Origin of the sequence: Bartonella sp. TS25HLJMH (assembly GCF_042193505.1) — a bacterium.
Classification (GTDB): domain Bacteria; phylum Pseudomonadota; class Alphaproteobacteria; order Rhizobiales; family Rhizobiaceae; genus Bartonella; species Bartonella grahamii.
In genome coordinates, this window is sequence record NZ_JBHILV010000011.1 from 34,394 (window position 1) to 57,489 (window position 23,096).

Annotated in this window: 7 protein-coding genes and 1 pseudogene; 2 read left to right on the forward strand and 6 right to left on the reverse strand. The window is 38.6% G+C overall.

Annotated features, from left to right (window positions below; genetic code table 11):
• The first annotated feature begins 7 nt into the window (after positions 1–7).
• Together ACFINF_RS06280 and ACFINF_RS06285 are read left to right on the forward strand one after the other, a co-directional pair.
• On the forward strand, positions 8–1,030 hold the full coding sequence (locus ACFINF_RS06280; RefSeq protein WP_375620127.1) for a CobW family GTP-binding protein: 1,023 nt from the start codon (positions 8–10) through the stop codon (positions 1,028–1,030).
• A 10-nt stretch (positions 1,031–1,040) separates the two neighbouring features.
• Positions 1,041–2,012, forward strand: a complete 972-nt coding sequence (locus ACFINF_RS06285) for a WD40 repeat domain-containing protein (RefSeq protein ID WP_375620128.1) — start codon at positions 1,041–1,043, stop codon at positions 2,010–2,012.
• A 263-nt stretch (positions 2,013–2,275) separates the two neighbouring features.
• On the opposite strand, the gene ACFINF_RS06290 is transcribed toward ACFINF_RS06285, so the two are convergent.
• The 6 genes and pseudogenes from ACFINF_RS06290 to ACFINF_RS06315 form a co-directional block, all read right to left on the reverse strand.
• Positions 2,276–5,428 carry an autotransporter outer membrane beta-barrel domain-containing protein gene (locus tag ACFINF_RS06290; RefSeq protein ID WP_375620129.1) on the reverse strand — a complete coding sequence of 1,051 codons (3,153 nt, stop codon included), beginning with the start codon at positions 5,426–5,428 and terminating at the stop codon, positions 2,276–2,278.
• Between the two features lie 330 nt (positions 5,429–5,758).
• The gene (locus tag ACFINF_RS06295) at positions 5,759–5,905 is read right to left on the reverse strand and encodes a hypothetical protein (protein WP_375620130.1); all 147 of its coding nucleotides are present in this window, start codon (positions 5,903–5,905) and stop codon (positions 5,759–5,761) included.
• Between the two features lie 215 nt (positions 5,906–6,120).
• Positions 6,121–8,778: pseudogene (locus tag ACFINF_RS06300) on the reverse strand (autotransporter outer membrane beta-barrel domain-containing protein); the annotation flags it as partial.
• Positions 8,779–9,223: 445 nt separating this feature from the next.
• Positions 9,224–12,049 carry an autotransporter outer membrane beta-barrel domain-containing protein gene (locus ACFINF_RS06305; protein ID WP_375620131.1) on the reverse strand — a complete coding sequence of 942 codons (2,826 nt, stop codon included), beginning with the start codon at positions 12,047–12,049 and terminating at the stop codon, positions 9,224–9,226.
• 1,102 nt (positions 12,050–13,151) lie between these two features.
• On the reverse strand, positions 13,152–16,280 hold the full coding sequence (locus ACFINF_RS06310) for an autotransporter outer membrane beta-barrel domain-containing protein (RefSeq protein ID WP_375620132.1): 3,129 nt from the start codon (positions 16,278–16,280) through the stop codon (positions 13,152–13,154).
• 677 nt (positions 16,281–16,957) lie between these two features.
• Positions 16,958–23,096 (reverse strand): autotransporter outer membrane beta-barrel domain-containing protein (locus ACFINF_RS06315; protein WP_375620133.1); only part of this gene is annotated, 6,139 nt, incomplete at its 5' end.

The following is a 23,096-nucleotide window of genomic DNA, read 5'->3' on the forward strand; positions in this document are numbered from 1 at the left end:
TCTCTCCATGGAAACGACACACCCCAAAAAACTTCCTGTTACGGTTCTCACAGGCTATCTTGGTGCAGGAAAAACCACCCTTCTCAACCGCATTCTCAGTGAAAATCATGGCAACCGTTATGCCGTCATTGTCAATGAATTTGGTGAAATTGGTATTGATAATGACCTGATCATTGAATCAGATGAAGAAATTTATGAAATGAATAATGGCTGTGTTTGTTGCACCGTGCGTGGTGATCTCATTCGCATTCTGGAAAGTTTGATGCAACGTTCTCATCGATTTGATGCGATCATTATAGAAACAACAGGGCTTGCAGATCCCGTTCCCGTAGCACAGACCTTTTTCATGGATGATACGGTCCATGAAAAAACAGCTCTCGACAGTGTCATAGCGATCGTTGATGCAAAGCATTTGCCCTCTCAACTGAAAAAAAGTCGTGAAGTTGAAGAACAAATTGCGTTTTCTGATATTGTTCTCTTAAATAAAATTGATCTTGTCAGCGAAGAAGAACGTGCACATGCGCAATCGCTCATTCTTGCAATTAATCCCAGAGCCATAATTTACGCAACAGAGCGCGCTAACATCCCTCTTGATAAACTCCTCAATCGAGGGTTCTTTGATCTCCAACGCACTTTAGATAATGATCCCCATTTTCTTGACCATCAGCACGCAGACCATGTCTGTGGTCCCGATTGTAATCATGATCATGCACATCACCACAAATCCACCATTCATGATATTACAATAACCTCTGTAAGTTTAAAAACAGGTGCTCTACAACCAGAAAAGTTCTTCCCTTGGATCCAACAGATTACGCAGCAACAGGGACCTGATATCTTACGTCTCAAAGGCATTATCGCCTTTCAAAGAGACGATGATCGTTATGTCATTCAAGGTATACACATGCTTCTTGAGGGACAACATCAACGTCCATGGCGTGAAGATGAAAAACGAGAAAGTCGCCTTGTTTTTATAGGACGCTCTCTTGATGCTGAAAAATTAAAAACTGGTTTTGAAAATTGCGCATAAGTGAGTGATAATGCCAAACATTACCCATTATGATCTCAAAAGTTACTGCCTTTCTTGCGGTTTTATAGGCAATAAACCAGCTTTTGTTTCCGTAGAAGGTTTCATTGTTTTGTTTAATCCAACCCCACAAATCTTTGAAGTTCACAAAGGAATAATTTCAAGCCATTTTTCCCATGACAATACCGCGATCATCACAGGTGGAGAAGATGGAAAAGTCTGTCAAACAACCGCAGCGGGACATACAGAAGTACTAAGCCAAAAAGAACGCAAATGGATAAACAACGTTGCTTTTGGTCCACAAAAAGCTTTTGCTTTTTCCTCCTCACGTTTCGCATTTGTGCATGTTGGAAAAGAACGACAAGAGCTTACACATGAACGCAGTGTAGAATGCCTCGCTTTTGCCCCAAAAGGTCTACGACTTGCCGTTGCCCATTACAATGGAGTTACTCTTCATTGGTTATCAACGCAAATATCTCCCACCACATTGGTATGGAAAGGAGCTCATTGTGGCGTCACCTTCTCGCCAGACAACCGCTATGTCATTTCTACCATGCAAGAAAACGCCCTCCATGGCTGGCGTCTCACTGATAATCAGCATCTCCGCATGAGTGGCTACCCAAGCAAAGTCAAAAGCTGGTCTTGGAGCGTGAAGGGAAAATGGTTAGCAACATCCGGTGCATCAGCAGCCATTGTCTGGCCCTTTCATACAAAAGATGGCCCCATGGGAAAAACACCACTAGAACTAGGAACACGAGCAAATGCGCTTGTTAGCACCGTTGCATGCCACCCACGCAAAGAAATTGTAGCAATAGGCTTCAATGATGGAATGATTTTGTGTGCACATTTTCATGATGGAAAAGAAGTCCTTCTAAAAGGTTATGGGAAAAGTGCTATCTCAGCACTCAACTGGGATCAGACAGGGTACAACCTCACCTTTGGTAGCGAAAATGGTGAATGTGGTATAATCAATATCACTGATTAAACCAAGCACCAACAAGCGCAACCATCGCTGATAAAAATTGCCTACGCAATCCCCCAGAAGCAATTGCGCATGAAACCCATCTTCCTCTCTAAAAAATAAACACACTTACGAGGCGTTTTCAATCACAAACCAAAGAAATCATATATTGTGGACCTTTTTCATCAAGACAAAAGAACCATTTAGAAAAGATAAGAGAAGATTTTAATAAAGTAAAAGGCAGCATTTTCTACTGCCTTTTTTATAAAAGGACATATCATACTTTGTCAAAAAAGGTGGCGCAAACCAGCAGAGAAACTTGCTCCAGAAAACCCTGCTTTTGTCAGTTTATGCTGATAATTTATATCTCCATAAAGAGAAAGTTTTGAAGAAAGACGCGCATTAAAACCAAGCCCTGCTTCCAAAGAAGAACCAAAAAAACCTAATTGGAAATCGTTTTTAAAAGAAACAAATTGCTTATCTTCAAAACTATGCAAATAAGAAAGCTTACTATAAAAAGAAACGACACGTCCCTCTTCAGAAACATTAAGTGTCTTGCTTAAACGCCCACCAACACGCCCCACCCATTGATGAAATTTTCCTAAATCAACATCAATATTATCAACATCATGTACCGGATTAAACTGAAGATGCTGATAAACAACCTGAATCTGCGGATCAAAAATAACACCTTTATACCCTGTTGCAAACGTTCTGCCACTTGTTAAAGAACCGCTAAACTGTTTACCCTTTAACGCTACAACCTTGCCCCGTGCTAGTGTCAAAACATCTCCCTTAAAAAGTCCATACGATAATACTCCATCGATATAAAAACCCGTATCATGCTGTAAACTTCCATAGGCTCCAACAGACCATTTATCAAATGCGCTTTTTTTGCTTTGTTCAACATCCTGTGGGTTTAGAGAGAGGTTTCCATAGTTCCCCAAAGCCCCAAAGAATGTACGACTGTATAAACTCTCAGTCTCGTTTAACAAAACACCTGCTTCCAATGCACTATAATCGAGTTCTGCTCCATAGCCATATTCAAAAGCAGATAAATTGGAAGCATAATGATGACTACCACCATAAGCATGCAGAAAAAAGGCTGGCTTTTCATCATCCTTCCAAGAGGAATGAAAAGCATTCCGCATTGTCTCTACCGTCTTATTTTGCGTGGCCATATCCACTAAACCAGCATGAAATAAGGTATTTGGCAAAAGAAGATAAGTTGGCAATTGAGGAACAACAGCTCTAATTTGGAGATTAGACTGAACATTAAGCGACATAGGAAGATTAGACGAAGGATCAACAGGATCAGAAGATGTAGAAGGCTTTGGTTCAACAGAGGCAGAAGCAGGAGAAATAGAATCTGTAGATGAAGGAGATGCCGAAACAGAAGGCAAGTCAGACATCAACAACGTAGGAAGTGGATCGGGGGGCGAAGGGGTGGTAGGATCAACAGGATCAGAAGATGTAGAAGAAGAAGGAGGGTCAGACATAAACGACGTAGAAAGTTGATTGGGGCGTGGAGGATCGACAGGATGAGATAATGAAAACGAAGAAGGTTTACCAAATGGACCATTATAAGAACCTATTCTAGAAGAAATATAGATCCCTTCGAGTCGGAAATCCCAAAAATCCCCCTCACCTTCCACTAATCTTTTCGTAGCATCTGCTTCTCCAAAGGGCGAACCTGGACCATAACCACGAATACGATATTGATAAGGAAAACCTTTCACCGTAGTATAACCATCATAACCATTGGCGAGTCGAAAAGAACCTGCCTGCGCTGTTCCAGCAACTTGAATGAGTGAAATGCTTTGATCTCTTCCCTCATAGACTTCTTTACTTGCATATTTTGGAAAATTTTGCACATGAATGAATGTCGTTCCAGAAACATCCCCATAGATCAATATGCGATCCGTCTTTTGGGGATCAAACAAACCCTCATCATTCAAAAATGCATTCAACCTAATCTGAGCGTTTCCCTCAGCACTATAGACTTTTTTATCTTTTGATGCGAGAATTTTATCTCCTGCACCTATATCTGCTTTTTTTCCAATGCGTAGCGTTTGATAACCACTATCTTCATCAAAGATCAATGTGCTATTGGAAAGACTTAGAGAAGAAAGCGATGAAACAGATTCTTGTAAACCGTTGTATTTACTTTTAGTAAGATACCATTTTGAATAACGAATTAACTCTAAATCAATAACCGATCTATCCTCAACACGTGTACCTCCTGTAAGAGAGGAAGCGTTTGCTTTCACCAATAGAGAAGCATTATTTTCAGCTTTTAGCAACAAATCACCAGAGATTTTTGTTCCATCCGATAATTCAAGAATACCTTCAGCCCTATAGCCTCTATCCCCCTTCGCATAAATCGCAATAGCATCTGGAACTGTCATATTTGCCTGTGACAAATAAACAAATGCCTTCCCCGTGAGAACTGTTTTGGTTTCTAAAACTTTTTCATTATCTCGTTGCCTAGTCATCTTAGCAAGCTCTTCTGGAGCTAAAACATTAAAATACAGACCATGTACTCCATCCCCTTTCACAGAAATATCATTTTTTTCTATCTTAATACTTGTATTCTTAAAGACATCTGGCGAAACATATTTTTGAATTAATTTGCCCTTATCGTCTACATAACCTGAGAAATTTTTAATCACGAATCCATGCATATTGTTAAGATGAATAAAACCGTTTTTCAAATGAACATCCCCCCCTTGAAAAACCTCAAAAGCTTCAGGCACCGCCCCCATAGCGCCATCACCATCTGTTCTAGCTTCCTCGCTCCTTCCTTTCCCCGTAATACACATAGTATCAAGAATATAGCCCCCTCCAAACCGAGTTGAAAATGAGCCAATCTGATTAAAATTAACGGTACCTTCTGACATTCTAACCATTGCATCAAAACCACTCATAATACCGATCCCTTTTTCCTTCAAATTATCTGGCTCAATATCGATATTCACACTCACTAAAGCAATATCCGTTTCTTTCCCCCATGCATAAATAGCATGTGAAGCACCCTTAATTTCCCCTACCGTCATGCTAATAACTGCATTTTGAGCACGAAGAGCAGGTATATCCTTAAAATCTGCAGCTGTTAGATTAAGTTTTCCACCATTTCTTACATACGCCCCATAGGCAGATATTTTATCTGAATTATCGCCATAAACTGTTATCTGAGAGGCATTAACAACAGTGCCAGCTTTTTCTACATATATAGCTGCAATAGGCGAAGCCTCCTGAGAATTCTTTAAGTAATAAACTTTATCTGCGAGAAAGTGTATTTTTCTATCATCGCATTTATAAAATGCCTCTCCTGCATCACCTGAAGAGCCTGCAGCACTAACATAAGTAACCTGCAAAAAATAAAGAATAGCTGTTGTAAAGTTACACAAAAATACATGTTTTTTAAATACATAAGCCATAACTCTTCCCGACTCCTATTCCCATATTTTATTCATTTAAGAATAATATCTATATTTAGACTAACAAACTTCTTAAATATAATAAATATAAAACTAAAGATCTACTTTAAATACTTAATATAACAATATACACTTATATATAAATTACTATATAGTTTATGTATAGCTAAAAATGATATTGTAACCCGCCTGAAAAAATAGTCTCTGAAAAACCATCTTTGCTAATTGGCTAAGACGATGTTGATAAGTTACATCTCCATACAATGCAAAATGTGAAGACAACTGAGTATTTAACCCAACTCCAGTTTCTAGAGAAAAATCAAAAGCCCCTCATTGGAATTCATCTCCAAACTGTACACGTTGTTTTCCTCCAAAACTATTGGCAAGATGAAGCTTGCCATTGAAAGAAACAACAATCCCCTCTTCAGAGACAGAAAGCATCTTTCCTAAAGACCCACCAACACGCATCACCCACAAATCAAGTTTTCCATTTCAATATCAAACGCCTTATCAAACCGCACATTTTGATAAATAACCTAAACCTGCGGATCAAAAATAACCCCTAACTATAATTGTAATTGTAACCAATATGAGTGCTCAGAATAATCTGAACACATTTAAATTAACGACATGACCTTGGGTCATGAAAAAAAGGCTTATGCAAAAATAGAGAAAGGCAGAAACGAACTATCCCCTTTATGTCCTGTCATAAATGACTTACCCGCAATCAATGAAGCACTCAAAAGTGTTCCTCTTCAATGTTGTTATCTTGCCTCTTGCTTGCGTGAGAACATCCCTCTTAAATAAACCATAGGAAAAAAGGACATCTATATAAAAGCCTGTATCATGCTGCATGCTGCTATATGCTGTAATAGACCATTTATCAAATGTACTTTTTTGACTTTGTTTAACCTTTCGAGGCTGCAAAGAAAGCTTGCCATAATTTCCCATAATCCCAAAGGATGTCGTACTATATGTACTTTCGATTTTCTTGAGTAAAATACTTGCCTCTAGTGCATTATAATCAAGCTCACCGCCATAATCACCATATTTAAGTGCAGATAAATTTGAAGTATAATGATGATGTCCACCGTAATCGCGCAAAAACAAAGCGGAATTTTCATCATTTTTCAACAACCGACCAGAAACAGTTCGCAACGCTTGCAACTGCTTGTTTTGATTACTGATATCCATCAATCCAGCATAAAATAAGGTATTTGGAACAAGAATATAAGTCAGAACCTGTGGAACAATGACTCTCACATTTGGTTCAAAATGAGAAGAAGGCTCAAAAACAGATGGCGGAACAGGTGAACCAGATGAAACTGGGGAAACTGGTTTAGATTCAGCAATAGCGGGAACAACAGGTGCAAGAGAGGAAGGAGGATTGGGGATCTCAAGCACAACAACATCAGGTACATTAGGTGTGGTAGTAAGATGAAAGTCCCTATCAGGAGAATCTACAGGAGAAGAAAGACTTGGCTCCTGAGGTTTTTGCTGAGAGTTAGAATCAATAGAACCATCCTCACCTCCAGTCATATTAGGATGAATTTTAGGAAAAGAAGGAATATCATCAGAAGAAGGAGGGACAACCAAATTAAGAACAGGAAAAACTTTAGTGGAATTGAGAGAAGTAGAATCAACAAATTGACTTTCGAGGCGAAAATCCCAAAATGTTCCAGTATTTTTAAGCACTCTTTGATTGGAATCTGCCGCCCCTAAAGCAGAGCCTAGACCATAACTCATAAAATGATACTGATAGGGAGAGGCTTCAAGTGTGGCATACCCCCTTTTAACTGAAAAGAATCTTCAGCGGCTTTTCCATAAACCTGAATAATGGAAATCCCCTGATCATTACCACCATCTCCCGTCAATGCCCCTGAGCTTCCAGGAACACTATACACATGGACTGTCGTTTTTCCTTCAAGATCACCATTGATTAAAAGCCTATCCGTTTTTTGCTCTTGCAGAGCACCTCCTTTATCCAAATATGCATTAAGATAAAGACGCGCATCGCCTTGTGCACGATAGACAGTCCCTGCCCCTTTTCCGATAAGAAGTGTCTGATAACCATCTGTCGTTTTGGATTTTAGTTCTTCAAAAATAAGAGAACTATCCGTAAGATTGACCGATGAAATGAAGGAATAGTCCCCTAACTTAGAACCAGAAGCATCGGAGTTGTGCAATTTGTCAACTTTTGGTCGCGATAAAATCCACTTTGAACCATTTTTAAACTCTATCTTAGCTGTAGAACTTTCATCAACATGTGCAACTCCTACAAGAGTAGAAGCATCAGCCTCAATCTTTACATTGGAATGCTCAACAGCTTTAAGGAGTGAATCTCCAGAAATTTTTGAATATTGTGAGAGTTTAACAGAAGTTTCGAATTGGCGGCTATAAATAGCCGTACTTTCTGGAGCCATAACGGTTGTCTTTGTCAAATGGACAGACCCTTTTCCAGGTATAATTGTTTTTTTATCATTTAAGACAGCTTCCCAAAAAAAGCGCATGCCATTAAATGCATTCCCTTCCACAAAAATATTGAAATATTTGATATGAGCATCATTATTATCATTCCCCTGCAATACAATGCCATGAGCATTGTTAACATCAACGTTTCCCTTCTGGAAATTAAGAGAGCCTTTCCCCTGAAGCATACTAAAAGCAGAAGCTTCACGATGATTATCTGTATTTATCCCCTGTTTCCCCCTCCCGGTAATAGAAACACCATCTAAATTAATTTCTCCTTCTCCTCCTGTTTGAACACCAATACCATCAGCAAAGTTAATTTTCCCTCCTTTCATATAAATTTTTGCACCATTATAACTCAAAAGACCTATCGCATCAGAAGATGTCTTAATCTCTGTCTTGGTCAAAGCAACAAACGACCCTTTACCAGCAACACTGATCCCTATTCTGGTTGCTTTAATCACCCCATCCTGCATCTCAAAAGCTCCCTCATCATTAACATCAGCCCCTATCGACACATCATTTAACATAGAATAAAATAGAGCAACGCCTCCCCCATTTGAGGACTTTACAGCTGTTGTCCAAGCATTTGTTTCTGAATGGCCATTTGCATTCGAAACACCGTTAATGATTATAGCCTCTCCCTCAATAACTGTATCTTCCCCTGATGCCTCTATGGCAGCATCAGAACTTGCACCCGTAAGTTGATAAGTTTTCTGGGAAATTTCATGCATTTTACCATTATTACAACGATAAAATGAGGCACTTTCGTTAGATGAATATGGCTTCTTCTCAGCAGGAATCTCACCTGCATCAACATTGTATACAAAGAAAAAAATAACCGTTGTAAAACGACATAAAGAGAGATGCTTTTTAAGCATAATTTTCTACAAACTTTCTTCCCCTTCTCTAAAAACAAAAAAACACGTATTCTGTTTAATAACTTTGGTTACGCGTGATAATTTAAAATATGTTTTGTATTTTATGTATCCACTAAATGTTTTATGTAAAGCCAGAATCCCAAAATATCACAATTTAAAATTGTATGATTTATAAAAAAACGCGTAAAATATAGATAAAAATAAAAAATCCACCCCAAAGCGGTAATTTCAAGAGAATTTAATAAAAATACACTAAAGGAAGAAAAACAGCATAAGAAGCAAGAACTGCAAACCAGAAAGCCTTATCTCGTTTCTAAAAAGAAACAAACTTGCTCATGCAAAAAACATTTTTTAAAAAAGCTTATTTTAAAAATTGCAAACAAATAATAAAAAACCACAAGCTATGCTTGTGGCTTTTTAAACAACTTACCCCAAGATGATCATTCTAAAAACGATAGCGCAACCCACCAGAAAAACTGATCCCAGAAAAACCACCTTTGCTCAACTTATGCTGATAAACCAAATCAGCATGAAGCGCAAATTTTTGAGACAAGTGAGCATTAAGACCTAATCCAGCCTCTAGAGAAGAACCAAAAGCCCCTAACTGGAAAGAATCTTTAAAGCGCACAGTTCTTTCTTTGCCAAAATCATGGGCAAAATGAATCTTTCCATAGAAAGAAACATCACGATCTTTTTCAGACGCAGTCAGGGTCTTCATCAAACGCCCCCCCATACGCACCATCAATTGATCCAGTTTACCCATCTCAATATTAAAATTATCAATATCACGAGCCGCATTAAATTGAAGATGTTGATAAACAACCTGAACCTGTGGATCAAAAACAACACCTTCATATCCTGTGGCAATTTTCTGACCACCCATTAAGGAAACACTTAAAGGGTTACCCTTCAATATTGCAGTCTTACCCCGTGCAGTTGTCAGAACATCTCCCTTAAACAGACCATAGGATAAAAGACCATCAACATAGAATCCTACATCATGCTGCATACTACCATAAACTGTAGCAGTCCATTTATCAAATGTACTTTTTTGGCTTTGTGCAACATCTCGAGGCTGTAGAGAAAGCTTTCCATAAGATCCCATAACCCCAAAGGATATAATACTGTCAACATTTTCAACAGTTTGTAGCAAAACACCTGTCTCTAGCGCATAGTACCCTAGATCCCCTCCATAACCATATTCAAGCGCAGATAAATCTGAAACATAACGATAACTCCCACCATAGCCACGCAAAAATGAAGCAGGATTTTCACGAATTTCCAACATTCCACTAAGATTAGTCCGTACTATCTCCAACTGTTTGTTTTGATTGCTAATATCTACCAAACCTGCATGGAACAAACTATTTGGCAAAAGCAGATAAGTTGGTACCTGAGGAACAACAGATCTTACACCTCGTCGAGACGGAGAAACATTTTCAATTTTAGAAAGACTATCCGCAGAAGACACTGAAACAACATCACCAGAAGACGCTGGAACAACATCCACAGAAGATTCTGGAACAACATCCACAGAAGATTCTGGAACAACATCCTCAAAAGAAGCATGTGCAGGAGGTGTACGTTTAGAAACCATAGGAGTACTTTTAGAAACATCAGATGTTTGAACATATTCATTTTCTAAACGAAAATTCCAAAATGCGCCTCCATTCAAAGCAAATCGCTGTTTAACATGCTCCTCCTCTCCAGTAGTACTTGGACCATAAGAACGAAGTACATATTTATAAGGGGCCCCCTCTAAGGCAACATACTGTCCATTCAGTTGAAAAGAGTCATACGATGCATCTCCATAAACTTGAATAATTGAAACACTATGCGCTTTTTTATTTTTTTCTTCTAAACCTCCCGCAACCCCTTGTATATGGACTATAGTTTTTCCCTTAACGTCACCATGAATGAGAAGCCGATCCGTTACTTGATGATCACTTGTATCACTAGGATTTAAACATGCATTCAAATGAATCCAAGCACCACTAAAACCCTGATAAACAGGACCTGTTCCTTTCCCAATATAAAGCGTTTGATATGCATTATCAGTACCGGAATTTGGTTTTTTAAAAGTAATGGAACTATTAGAAAGACTTACCGACGAAATAAATGAAACACCTCCATAATTAGGATCTTGTAATTTTTTATGTCTTGGTTGCAATAAAGCCCACTGTGAATTATTTTTCAATTCAAGGTCAACTGTAGAACTACTATCAACCTGAGTTTGACCAACAAGTACAGAAGCATCAGCAACAACCTTTATAGAAGAGTTACTATCAACCTTCAGCAACAAATCTCCAAAAAGCTTTGTTTCCTTTAAAGATATAGAAGACTTTCCAGATTTACTGCTGTAAAGAGCTATGCTATCTGGGACTACAAAACGCGTCTTTTCCAAATTAACGCGCGATGATTTTTTCTCTAACGAGCCTTCTGATTCTGCCTTACCTTCAAAATGCATACCATAAAATGCATTACCTTTCACTGTAATATTGGAATCTCCAATATCAATCTGAGGAGCTTTATCTCCCTGCAATAAAAGCCCATGAACATCAATAACATCAACAGACCCTTTCATAAACTGAACATAACCATCTTCAGATATGTGAAAAGCTGCTTGACGACCTACATCCAGCCCTTGATCATCCTTGCCAGTACTCCCCTTGCCGGTAATAGAAACACCCTCTAAAATAAAATACCCTTTTTCTCCTGCTTTAACCCCAACACTCCCTAGGCTAATTTGCGTATTCGTTAAATCAACTCTACTTTGAGATTTTCCTTCTGCAACAGCCCCCACTTTGATTGCATCAATTGATCCACCAGACATTACGATGAAACCACCTTGAGCTTCTACCCCCACTAAAACGCCACTCAAATTAGAATCATTCAGAAAGACGCCCGCCTTTTCTGATGCCTTTACTCCATATTTCCAAAAATTCTTTTCCGAATTATTCTTTTCATCCAAAATCCCCTTAACAGTTATATTCTTGCCACGAATAATTGTATCTTTCTTAGACGCCTCTATGGCTCCATAAACACCATTAATATTTTTATCCGTTAGTGAATAAACTTTATTATTAATTTCATTCTGTTCTCCATCATCACACTGATAAAATGCTGCATTCTGATCACATGAAGACTGCTTTTTTCCAGAGAAACCTTGAGATTCAGCATTGTGAGCAAAAACATCAGCATTATGTGCAAAAAAAAGAAATGCTGTTGTAAAAGTACATAAGGAGAAACGATTTTTAAATAGATTTACCATAACTACACCATGATTATGCCCCATTATAGAGCAATACATAACGTATCAAAATGTTTAACCAGAAAATTTAATACGCTTTGGTTTAAAGACAGGAACTTTATTAATATTTTTTGTGTTTTATGTAAATATGAAATAAAAAAATATAACTAAATAACGACAGAAAAATCACCTTTAAAGTTGTTATTCAAAAATAGCTTTAATCGGTTGACACGTATTAAAACACCTACTTTAACTGCTGTCTAATCCCCCAGAACGGGTATAATCAACATCCTTACGATAGATATTATTATGTACTTTGAAGAAGACAAAACATATGCAAAAATTGAAACACAAGAGTTTACATATACCTTTTTAGGCAATCTTCATGGCAAGACAGCCTAATAAAGAGTAGGAACGTGTAAAAATTAGTTCCTATTTTTACTATCTCCTTTTAATTCAACTTGACAACATTCAAAAGCATTCAGAGCCGGATCTTTAAAAAATAAATATTATATATGACTTCATCCTGTTATTTATCGCATTCCTTTTAAGAAAACACATTTTCGAAAAACAATACGTCATTATGTTTCTCATTCATCAGTTTTCTCAGATATCTCTCATTTTTCCCTCCCCATTTCACAACGACAGCAGATATAATATAAAGTTCATCGGATATAGCCCTCATTGCGCTTGAGTATCTTCTTTTCTTTGCCATTTCTAATATTGTAAATCCTCTTCTCTTAACATAATTCCCAAAAATTATATTGACTCTTTTCTTAGACGATTATTTCACTTTCCAAGCTGACATATAATGTGCAAAGGAATGCTTTTTATGGATTCATCATAAAAGCCTTGAAAATATTTCCGCATCCTGAATTAAAAAATATCTTTATCAGTCGGCATATTATAAATAATATAATAATCACTCTGAAATACGCGTTTTTGAAACGATAACGTACAAACTTTTCAAAAAAATGAAAGAAGTCCAACCCAAAAGCACATTAAAGATATGCAAAGTCATACTCTCGTAAAAACGCTATAACACAAAATGAATAGAAAATGAGAAAAAGCCACAAGCATAACTTGTGGCTTTTTCAAAGATTAATCAGAAACAGCAACAAAACTAGAAATGATAACGCAAACCACCAGAGAAACTAGTTCCAGAAAAACCAGCTTTCGTTAGCTTGTGCTGATAAACCAAATCGCCGTAAAGTGCAAATTTTTGAGACAATTGGGCATTAAAACCTAATCCAGTTTCTAACGAAGAACCAAAAGAGCCTAGCTGAAAAGCATCTTTAAAATGCACAAATTGTTTTCCTTCAAAACCGTGAGCAAGATGAAGCTTGCCATAGAAAGAAACAACTTGAGCCTTATCAGTTGCGACCAGCCTCTTTGTTAAACGCCCTCCAACACGCCCTATCCACTGATGAAGCTTTCCCAGCTCAATATCAAAGCCATCCACATCACGCACTTTATTAAATTGAAGATATTGATAAACAACTTGAACTTGCGGATCAAAAACAATGCCATCCTCCTCCCCCACCATAAATGTTTTACCAGCCGTCAATGAAGCACTTAAAGGATTTCCCTTTAATGTTGCCGTCTTGCCACGTGCAGTTGTTAGAACATCACCTTTAAACAAACCGTAAGACACAAGACCATCAACGTAAAAACCCGCATCATACTGCATACCACCGAATGCCGTAACTGACCATTTGTCAAATGTACTTTTTTGACTCTTCTCAACATTCAAAGGTTGCAAAGAAAATCTCTCGTAGGCCCCGATAATTCCAAAAGAAGTGGAACCATACATATTTTCGATTGCTTTCAGCAAAACACCTGCCTCTATGGCATTATAATCAAGCTCGCCGCCATAACCATATTCAAGCGCGGAAAGATTTGAAGTATAACGATGATTGCCGCCATAACCGCTTACAAAAAAGATAGGATTTTCACGACTTTCTAATAAGCCCCCAGAAGGAATTCGTAAAGCTTCGAATCGCTTATTTTGATTGCTCACATTCATCAAACCAATATGACGTAAGGCATTAGGCAAAAGGAGATAAGTCGGAACCTGCGGAACAACAGCCCTAACTCCCGGCTTAGGATGAGGCCCCGGAGCTGGTGCCGGAGAAGGTTCTGGTCCTGGAATTGGGTCAGGAAAAGGCTTCGGAGCAGGATCTGGTTTAGGTTTAACATCAGGATCTATAGATCTGCTTTCAAGGCGAAAATCCCAAAATTCTCCGTTCCCTTCAACTAATCTTTGATCCATGTTTGCTTTTCCTAAATGAGCCCCTGGACCATAACTATAAAGCTTATACTGATAAGGTAATTTATCTAGTGCTACATAACCACCTTCCAACTGAAAAGAATCCTGCTCTGCTTTCCCAGAAACCTGAATGATTGAAATACCTTCATTATTTCCTCCCCTTCCCGTGTATCCTCCTGGACTTCCTGAAACTCCACGCACCTGGAGCTTTGTTTTTCCCGAAACATCACCATGAATTAAAACACGATCTGTCTTTTGATGATCAAGAGCACCACCACTATTCAGATAGCTATTAAGGGAAATAAAGGCACCGTCCCGAGCTCTATAAACTTCACCCTTTCCCTTTCCAATACGAAGGGTTTGATAATCATCAACAGAAGAAGATTCATCTCTTTTAAAATTAATAGAACTCTCACCCATAAGACTAACGAGTGAAATAGAAGAAGCATGTGCATCCTCATGTTGATTTTTTTGCAACGATTGTTGTAAAATCCATTTAGAACGGCCTCCCAAATAAAGTTCGGCATTAGAATTTTTATCAACGTGTGTGCGACCTTCAAGAGTAGAAGCATCAGCCAAAACTGTTATAGAAGCACCTTCCTCAGCTTTTAATAAAAAATTCCCTGAACGAAGAGTGCTGTGCACCAACCCCACTGCACCAGAAATAATGTTTCTACCATAAAGAGCCGCATCGTCTGAAACAGAAAACTCTGTTTTATCCAAATTAACCACTTCTAATCGTGGTAACGCTTTTTCTTCCCCTGATGAAATTTCTTCTTTTTTATCCCCACCTTCACCCCATGGCTTCTCTCCCCGCAAATAGATACCATAAGATCCCTTACCCTTTACAGTAACAGAAGAGGATTTCATATTAACTTCAGTCACAGGAATCTCTGAATCAGAATCTTCATTTGATAAATCTTTAACTTCCTGCAGAGGAATAGAATTAACTGTATTTTCTAATAATATGCCATGGACATCCATAGCACGAATAGTGGCCCCCTCTAAATTAACAGTCCTCCCTAAATCCGTATGCACAACCGCATGATCCTTGCCTTTGTCCGCCTTCCCAGTAATTTCAACATTCTCGAGATTTATCTTCCCACCTAACGTGGAAGAAACCCCATGGCTGTTCATAAAATCAACTGATCCACCTGACATCCAAATTTCTGAATGATCATAACTTAAAAGACTTGCATTCCCATTAGAGGTCTTAATTTCTGTATCTTCTAAAAGAACAAACGAGTTCTCTGCTGCATCAACACCCTCATGACTTTCCTCAATCTTTCCATTTTTTACCTCAATCACTCCATTACTCGCACGAAGGGCTATAACTGTATTTTTGATAATCGGATCTTCCAAAACAATCTTACCATTCTCTAATACATGCACCCCCATTAGAAAAGTTTTATCAGCAACTTGACTACTAACCTCTACATTCTTCCCACTAACCTTTGTGCCTATTCCTTTCACCGTTATAGCAGTAGGATCATCAGGATAGTTGGAAGCATTCTCATTTGTAATCCTATAAGATTTATTATCAATTTTAGGCTCCCCACAATTATCACATATATAATACAACCCACTGTAGTAATAAAACCTAGGATTCACACCTCTTCCATCAGAGTCTGCATCTTTAACAGAGTTATCTACATTTTCCTGATGTCTGTTCGCTCCATCCACTCCACTCAGCTTACGATAATCGCTCCCCCCACGAATACCCTCATCGTTGTCGCCAACTTGGATCTGATGAGAAGTATAATGATTATTCCGCCCACTCTCTCCACTAAGAGGAGGCTTATACTTATTACTCCCGCTAAGATGAGGAGAAGAATTAGTAGAGACAATTGGGATAACCTTTATAACATAAGGTTTACCAACCTCCTCTGCAGCCGCATAAACTTCTATTCCATTTTGGAACAAAGAGAGGATAGCTGTTGTATAAGCACATAAACATACATGATTTCTAAAAACTTTAATCATAGTTCCCTCGAAACTTTTCTTCCCCTCTCATTAAAAATAAAAGCACCTGCAAAACATCCCATTGCACACCTCAAAATACGAAAAGTGTAACAAAAAGAACATGCCTCATGCTCATCTGAACTGTGCAATTAATTATCTCAATAAATTTGGCAGAAGCTCTACGCCAAAACCACCTACAAGAGAATAATTAAAAATTACACTTTATAAGTGTATAATGCATTCTGTATTTCGTGTAAAGAAAAAATAAAATCAGTGCGTGTAATTAATTAAAAACACAACCGAACCTTGTGAACTTTAAAAATTAATCCACAAGGAAATGAATGAAACAATGATTTAAATCAGCAGAAAACAAACTCTCAAAAACGAGCTTTAGAAAACATCAAATATTATATTAGATAATATCAATACAGTACAAAAAAGGATAATGTAACGCATACTGGACTGCTGAACGCTTAAAAAGCCGATAAAAGCGAGGCACTCTATCGTATCAGTAGCAGCATAAATTTTAAGAAAATTCGCTTTAGCGTAGAAAAGTGCCCTCACGTATAAAACACACTATATCTTTTGTTATTCAATCAAGAAGATGGGAAGCTTTTAAGAACAACATAAGTTGTTATAAAGAGAAAAGGCAGCACAATGTGCTGCCTTTTCTAAAAAAGTACATACTGTATCTTATATTAAAACTGATAACGTACTCCTCCAGAAAAACTTATTCCAGAAAAACCAGCTTTATTAAGCTTATGTTGATAGAGAGCGTCAGCATGTAAAGAGAACTGTGGCAACAATTTGGCATTAAAGCCTAATCCAGCCTCTAATGAAGAACCGAAAGCCCCTAACTTGAAAGCATCCTTGAAATGCACAGACTGTTTTTCTTCAAAACCATGAGCAAGATAAAGCTTACCATAGAAAGCAACAGCATTCACGCCTTCAGAGCCTGTAGGAGTCTTGGTTAAGCGTCCACCAACACGTACCACCCACTGATCAAGGTTACCCATTTCAATATCAAAATCGTCGATATCACGGGCTTTATTAAACTGGAGATGTTGATACACAACCTGAACCTGCGGATCAAAGACAAACCCCTTATATCCTGTAGCAATTGTCTGACCACCAGATAAGGAAACACTCAAAGGATTACCTTTCAATGTTGCCGTCTTACCTCGTGCAAGAGTGAGAACATCACCTTTGAACAGACCATAGGATAAAAGACCATCGACATAGAAGCCAACATTATGCTGCATGCTACCATATACCGTAGCAGTCCATTTATCAAATGCACTCTTCTGACTGTGCTCAACATTCAAAGGCTGCAGAGAAAGTTTTCCATAAGTTCCCATAACACCAAAGGATATAGCACTGTCGGTATTTTCAATAGTTTGCAGCAGAACACCCGCCTCTACACCATTATAACTAAGATCGCCGTCATAACCATATTCAAGTGCGGACAGATCTGAAGAATAACGATAACTTCCACCATAGCCGCGTAAATATAAAGCAGGATTCTCACGAACCTCTACCATTCCTGTAGAAGTCATCCGCAACGTCTCTAACTGCTTGTTTTGATTACTGATATCCATCAAACCAGCATGGAACACGCTATTAGGCAAGCTGAGATAAGTTGGAACCTGTGGAACAACAGACCTTACAAATTGTTCAGGAAGGGCAGCAGATCTCATAGACTTAACATACTGATTTTCTAGACGGAAGTTCCAAAACTCTCCACCATCCTTAACAAACTTCTGCTGAACATGCTCCTGTTTCGAAGTCGCTTCTGGAGCATAAGCACGAAGAGTGTATTTGTAAGGTGAGTTGCTCAGTGCAACATAATTGCCATCGAGTTGGAAAGAGTCTTTCTTCGCTTGACCATAGACCTGAATAACTGAAACACTATGAGCAATCTTGGCATTCGCTTGACCATCTCCTACATTGCCCGCATCACCTCGTACATGTATTTTTGTTTTTCCAGAAATATCACCATGAATGACAAGCCTATCAGTGACTTGCTGATCACTCGGATCACGAGGATTTAAACGTGCATTGAGATAAATTACAGCATTACCCTGTGCCGCATAAACTGTCCCTTTCCCATTTCCAATATGGAGAGTCTGATATTTTCCTTCAGATTCCGAAGGTGCAAAATCAATAGCACTGTTTACAAGACTCACAGAAGAAATGCATGAATCCACGCATCCTAAATCTGAAGTCCCCAAATTCCTCTGTGCACTTCTTTTTAGAACCCACTGTGAACTATTAGCCAAGTCTAATTTTGCATAAGAGCTTTTATCAACGCGAACACCGCCTGTAATAACAGAGTTATCAACCGAAACTGATATATTAGAATCATTCTCAGCCTTCAACAACAAGTCACCAGCAAGAGTTGTTTTATTTTCTAATGAAACATAACCACCAGAATTATTACCATAGATGGCTATACCATTTGCAACTTCAAAATCAGTTTTCTTCAATGAAATTGCTCCTGTTATGCCTATAGGTGTTTTCTCCTGTTTGGATACAGCGCTTCGCTCAACACTCCTTGTTTTTCTAACAGAATTCCCATTTGCGACCTGATTCTGTCCATCTGCTGGTCTTTGAGCCGTGCCATCAAAATATATACCATAGGATCCATCTCCTTCCACTCTAACAATAGAAGATTCGATATTAGCGCGATTCATCGAGAGACGAACGTCAGAAGATCTTCTTTGCCTAGAAGAACCCTTCTTAATGTCTCCATCAGCCGCTCTAACCCACAAAGCATGAGCATCAGTAACAACATTTCCATTCTTAAAATCAACAGAAGCATTATCACTCACCAGAAAAGCTGCACGTGCAAAATTATCTGCAGAATCTAATTTTTCTGCTGTTTTTTTCACAGTAATGTCCACTTTGTCTAACTTAACGCTTCCCCCAGCTTCTGACCTCACAGCCACTCCCTTTGCCAAAGTAATAGCTCCAGAGTCCATCGTCACCTCACCAGCCTTACTCGCCAGACCAGCCACAGCCAAATCCCCTGTTACGTTAATTTTCGTATCCTTTAAATTAACAGAGGATCCAGAACCCGCCAAAGCGCCCACATAAAGCGCATTGACTGTCCCATCCTTCATCGTAACCTTCCCGCCACTTTGCGCTTCAAGCCCAATCACAGAAGATTGGATTTTTGATTTCTTATCCAAAATAACTTCTGCCTTGTCTTCTGCAAGAACAGCACTTACGAGCTTTGATACAGTAGAATTAACATTATTTTTACTATCAGAAGAATCTGCCCCACTAATTGTGGCCCCTTCTAGTTTAATAATTGTATTCTGACTTTTTGCATGCATAGAATGTTGAGTTGCCTCACTTGCCTTCAGTGTAAGATTTTTCATTGTATATGTCTTACCATCACTACACGAATAAGCACCTTGCAATCTTTCCGTACCATTTTCCCCCGTATTACTACACTGAGAAGAAACACCTTCCTGCGTTATAGCATTGGCTGATACAGTCGCCACCATAGGCTTGTGCGATTCAGATCTAAGTGTGTCGGATCCTTTATTATAAAGTAGAACACGCGCTACAGGTTTACTATCCATCTTCTTAGAGGTAGGCTTCCTTTTCTTAGATTTAGTAGAATTAACTAGGGTAGAAGAAAACTGAGGCTTTTTAGTTTTTCCAGAAGCAGCAGGCACTTCAGTCTTGACAGTTCCCAACGAAGAAGATTGAACAGCAGAAGATGAAGTCCGTTCTTCAGTTTCAGAAACTGGAGAAGTTCCAGTCAAAGAACCTAATTCCATATCAGAATCGCCTGTGTCAGACCTTCCAAGTACAGAACTCTCCAGCGTAGAAGATTGAGGAGTAGCAGAAGACATAACAGCCTGAGATGGAACTAATTCAACCGTTGTATTATTATCCTCTGTAATATGACCTTCTCCGTCTACTATAGTATACCCTACAGCATCAGATTCCGCACTTGAACTATCAAGAAGAGAAATACCTAAAGTGTCACTATTTCCACCTGTTAATCTATCTTCTGTTCTCGGTGATGGAGTAGGTCCACTTTCATCTACATCATTCACATCAACTGTATCATTATCACTACGGAGTACTGTAGGATATCCTACTTCATTCTGACTACCCGTTCTATTAGGAGAAGCAGTATGAGAAGTATCTACACTTTCATCAATAGTTTCCCCAGTTGTCAAAACACTTCCTGAAGTAGATGGAGTATTTCCTGAAGCTTCAAAAGTTGGAATCAGATCCCCAACAGATGCATCAGCTGACTCCACATCATCTTCTTCTACTATACTATACCCAGCATCACCATATTCCGCCCTTGAATTATCAAGAAGAGAAATACTTATAGCTTCACCATTTTCATCTGTTGTTAGCAATAATGTATCCCCTGTTTCCGAATACGGAGTAGATGAAATATGGTCTTCAGAATCCAAATCATTAGAAGTATCTTGAGAAACCATAGTAGATGTAAGACCTAAATCCGTACTAGACTCATTTGTACCAGATCCCGTCGATAAACTAGGTGGAGACTGAACTACTACCCGCTCCGATAATGGAGAACCCTCTGTACCTTCTCCAACAGAAACAACACGCTCAATTTCTAAAGAGAAATCCCAAAATTTATTTCCCAATCCTAACAATGTAGGATTGAAAGAGTCGTCTATTTTTTGCACAGCATGAAGAGTATATTGATAAGGAGTACCCAGAGTAACATAAGAACCATCCAGCCTGAAAGAATCTTGTTGTGCTTGCCCATAAACCTGAATAAGCGAAACACTGTGTCTAGCTGAATCCGCTTGTCCTTCTCCACCTGAAGTATCATTCACATGTACTATAGTTTTCCCTTCAACGTCACCATTAACTATAAGCCTATCAGATACCTGAGTATTTTTTGCACCAGACGAAGCTAAATTTACATTGAAATGAATTTTTGAGGTCCCCGAAGCTGTGTAAACCACACCGTTTCGACTTGCATCTGCACTTCCAATGCGAAGGGTTCTATATTCAATATCCCCAGCATTTCCATTTCTGAAAGAAGTAAGAAATTTAATATCACTATCTGAAAGTTTTATAGATGAAATGCATGAATCCACACAAGTATGATCTGAACTGTTCACACTACTATATAGATTCTTTTTTACATGCCATTGCGATCCATTGGATAAGAAAAGCTTAGCATGAGAACCCTTCTCAATACGAGCACCTCCTATAATTGAAGAGTTTTGAACAAAAACAGACAGATCGGACTTACTTTCAGCGTTCAATAATAAACCACCTGAAACATTTGATGTGTCTTTTATAACAACGTTCCCCGCCAAATTATCACCATAAATGGCCACACCATTTGGAACTTCGAGACGAGTACCTTTCAAAAGAACTGCATGTAACCTATTTCTCTTATCTTTTTCCCTCTCCAATTTCTTCTTATTATCCTCTATAAAATCTTCTTCCCCATCAAAATATATACCGTAAGATTTACCCCTCATTGTAATAGTTGACTGTTGAATCTCAGAAATCATGAACTTGGTAATTGTAGAGGGTCCACCAGATTTTGCAGAAAATAAATCCGGCCCTAAAAAATGCTCTATAACAGAAGAAGTCTCTTCAATGAGAGCAGCTTTAGTATTGGACGTACCTACTATCGCCTTTCCTCCCATCAGCACCACTTCTTCTGGAGCAGCTTGAGCACCTTGACCAGCTGCATTATCTGGATTAGCAGTCTGTAGACTAGCATAATCAAACAGATTGCTTGGAAACGCATCATTTATCAACAACGCAACGGTATTGGAACCTTCAAGTTGTCCATTTTTAAAAGAAATGTTACCTCCATACGATAAAAAACCAGCACTATATTCGCTAAAGAAAGCCTTGGGGTTTACCTCAGAAACTCTGATAGTAGTTCCATCTAATACTACAAGTCCCCCTGCTTCCGCAATAACCCCTACCCCACCATTTTCTATAATAATTTGTCCAGACTGCATCTGTATAACAGATTTTCCAAAACTCCACAAACCAACTCCAAGAGCATCAATATTTACTCGATTTAAAGAAATTCGTCCACCACCTACAGCTAAAGCATCTACATAAGCACCTTTGATAGATCCACCTAGCATAGAGATAGTTCCGTAACCTTGAGCTTGAAGTCCAACAAAAAAACTGTTAATTTTTGAGTTTATTAAATTAACTGTCTCATATGTGTTGTTTACCAACACAGCAACCCCCCAATTGATTCTATTAATGACTCCATTGATTTTATTAAGAGAAGCCTCTTGACCCGCTCTCGCAACAGGACGATATCCACTAATATTGAGAGAATTATTTGGAGTGCGAACTAATGTACTAATATCTCCTATTCCTAAAAGGCTGGGAGAACGATTCTTCCCCCGTACATTCATAATAGATACACGATCCAAATTAAGAACAGTTTTGTCTGTCTCTTTCTTTGCATTATTATTCACATATACAGCAGGACCATCCTCTGTCACCACAATACCCCCCCCTGTTATTCCATATTCTCCAGACTTATTGCAGGAGATAGCTTTATATAACACAGAATCAGTAAAACCTACAGAATTACGTTCTCTAGTTCCTACATCTGCAGCTCTTGTTACTCTACTGCGCACACTATTTTGAGGCCTTAGCCCACCTGGAATAGCACCGACTGCAGAGGAAGCTGGAACATTTCTTAAAGTAGCATTGACAATACCACCTGGGACAGCAGCTGACGTACCTGCTGGAACACCAACACCTGGAACACCAACACCTGGAACACCAACACCTGGAACACCAACACCTGGAACACCAACACCTGGAACACCAACACCT

What these genes read in the sequence shown, in the direction of transcription:
- ACFINF_RS06310 (WP_375620132.1), bottom strand. Translation starts at nt 16,280, where the DNA reads ATGATTAAAGTTTTTAGAAATCATGTATGTTTATGTGCTTATACAACA.
- ACFINF_RS06290 (WP_375620129.1), bottom strand. Translation starts at nt 5,428, where the DNA reads ATGGCTTATGTATTTAAAAAACATGTATTTTTGTGTAACTTTACAACA.
- ACFINF_RS06285 (WP_375620128.1), top strand. Translation starts at nt 1,041, where the DNA reads ATGCCAAACATTACCCATTATGATCTCAAAAGTTACTGCCTTTCTTGC.
- ACFINF_RS06280 (WP_375620127.1), top strand. Translation starts at nt 8, where the DNA reads ATGGAAACGACACACCCCAAAAAACTTCCTGTTACGGTTCTCACAGGC.
- ACFINF_RS06305 (WP_375620131.1), bottom strand. Translation starts at nt 12,049, where the DNA reads ATGGTAAATCTATTTAAAAATCGTTTCTCCTTATGTACTTTTACAACA.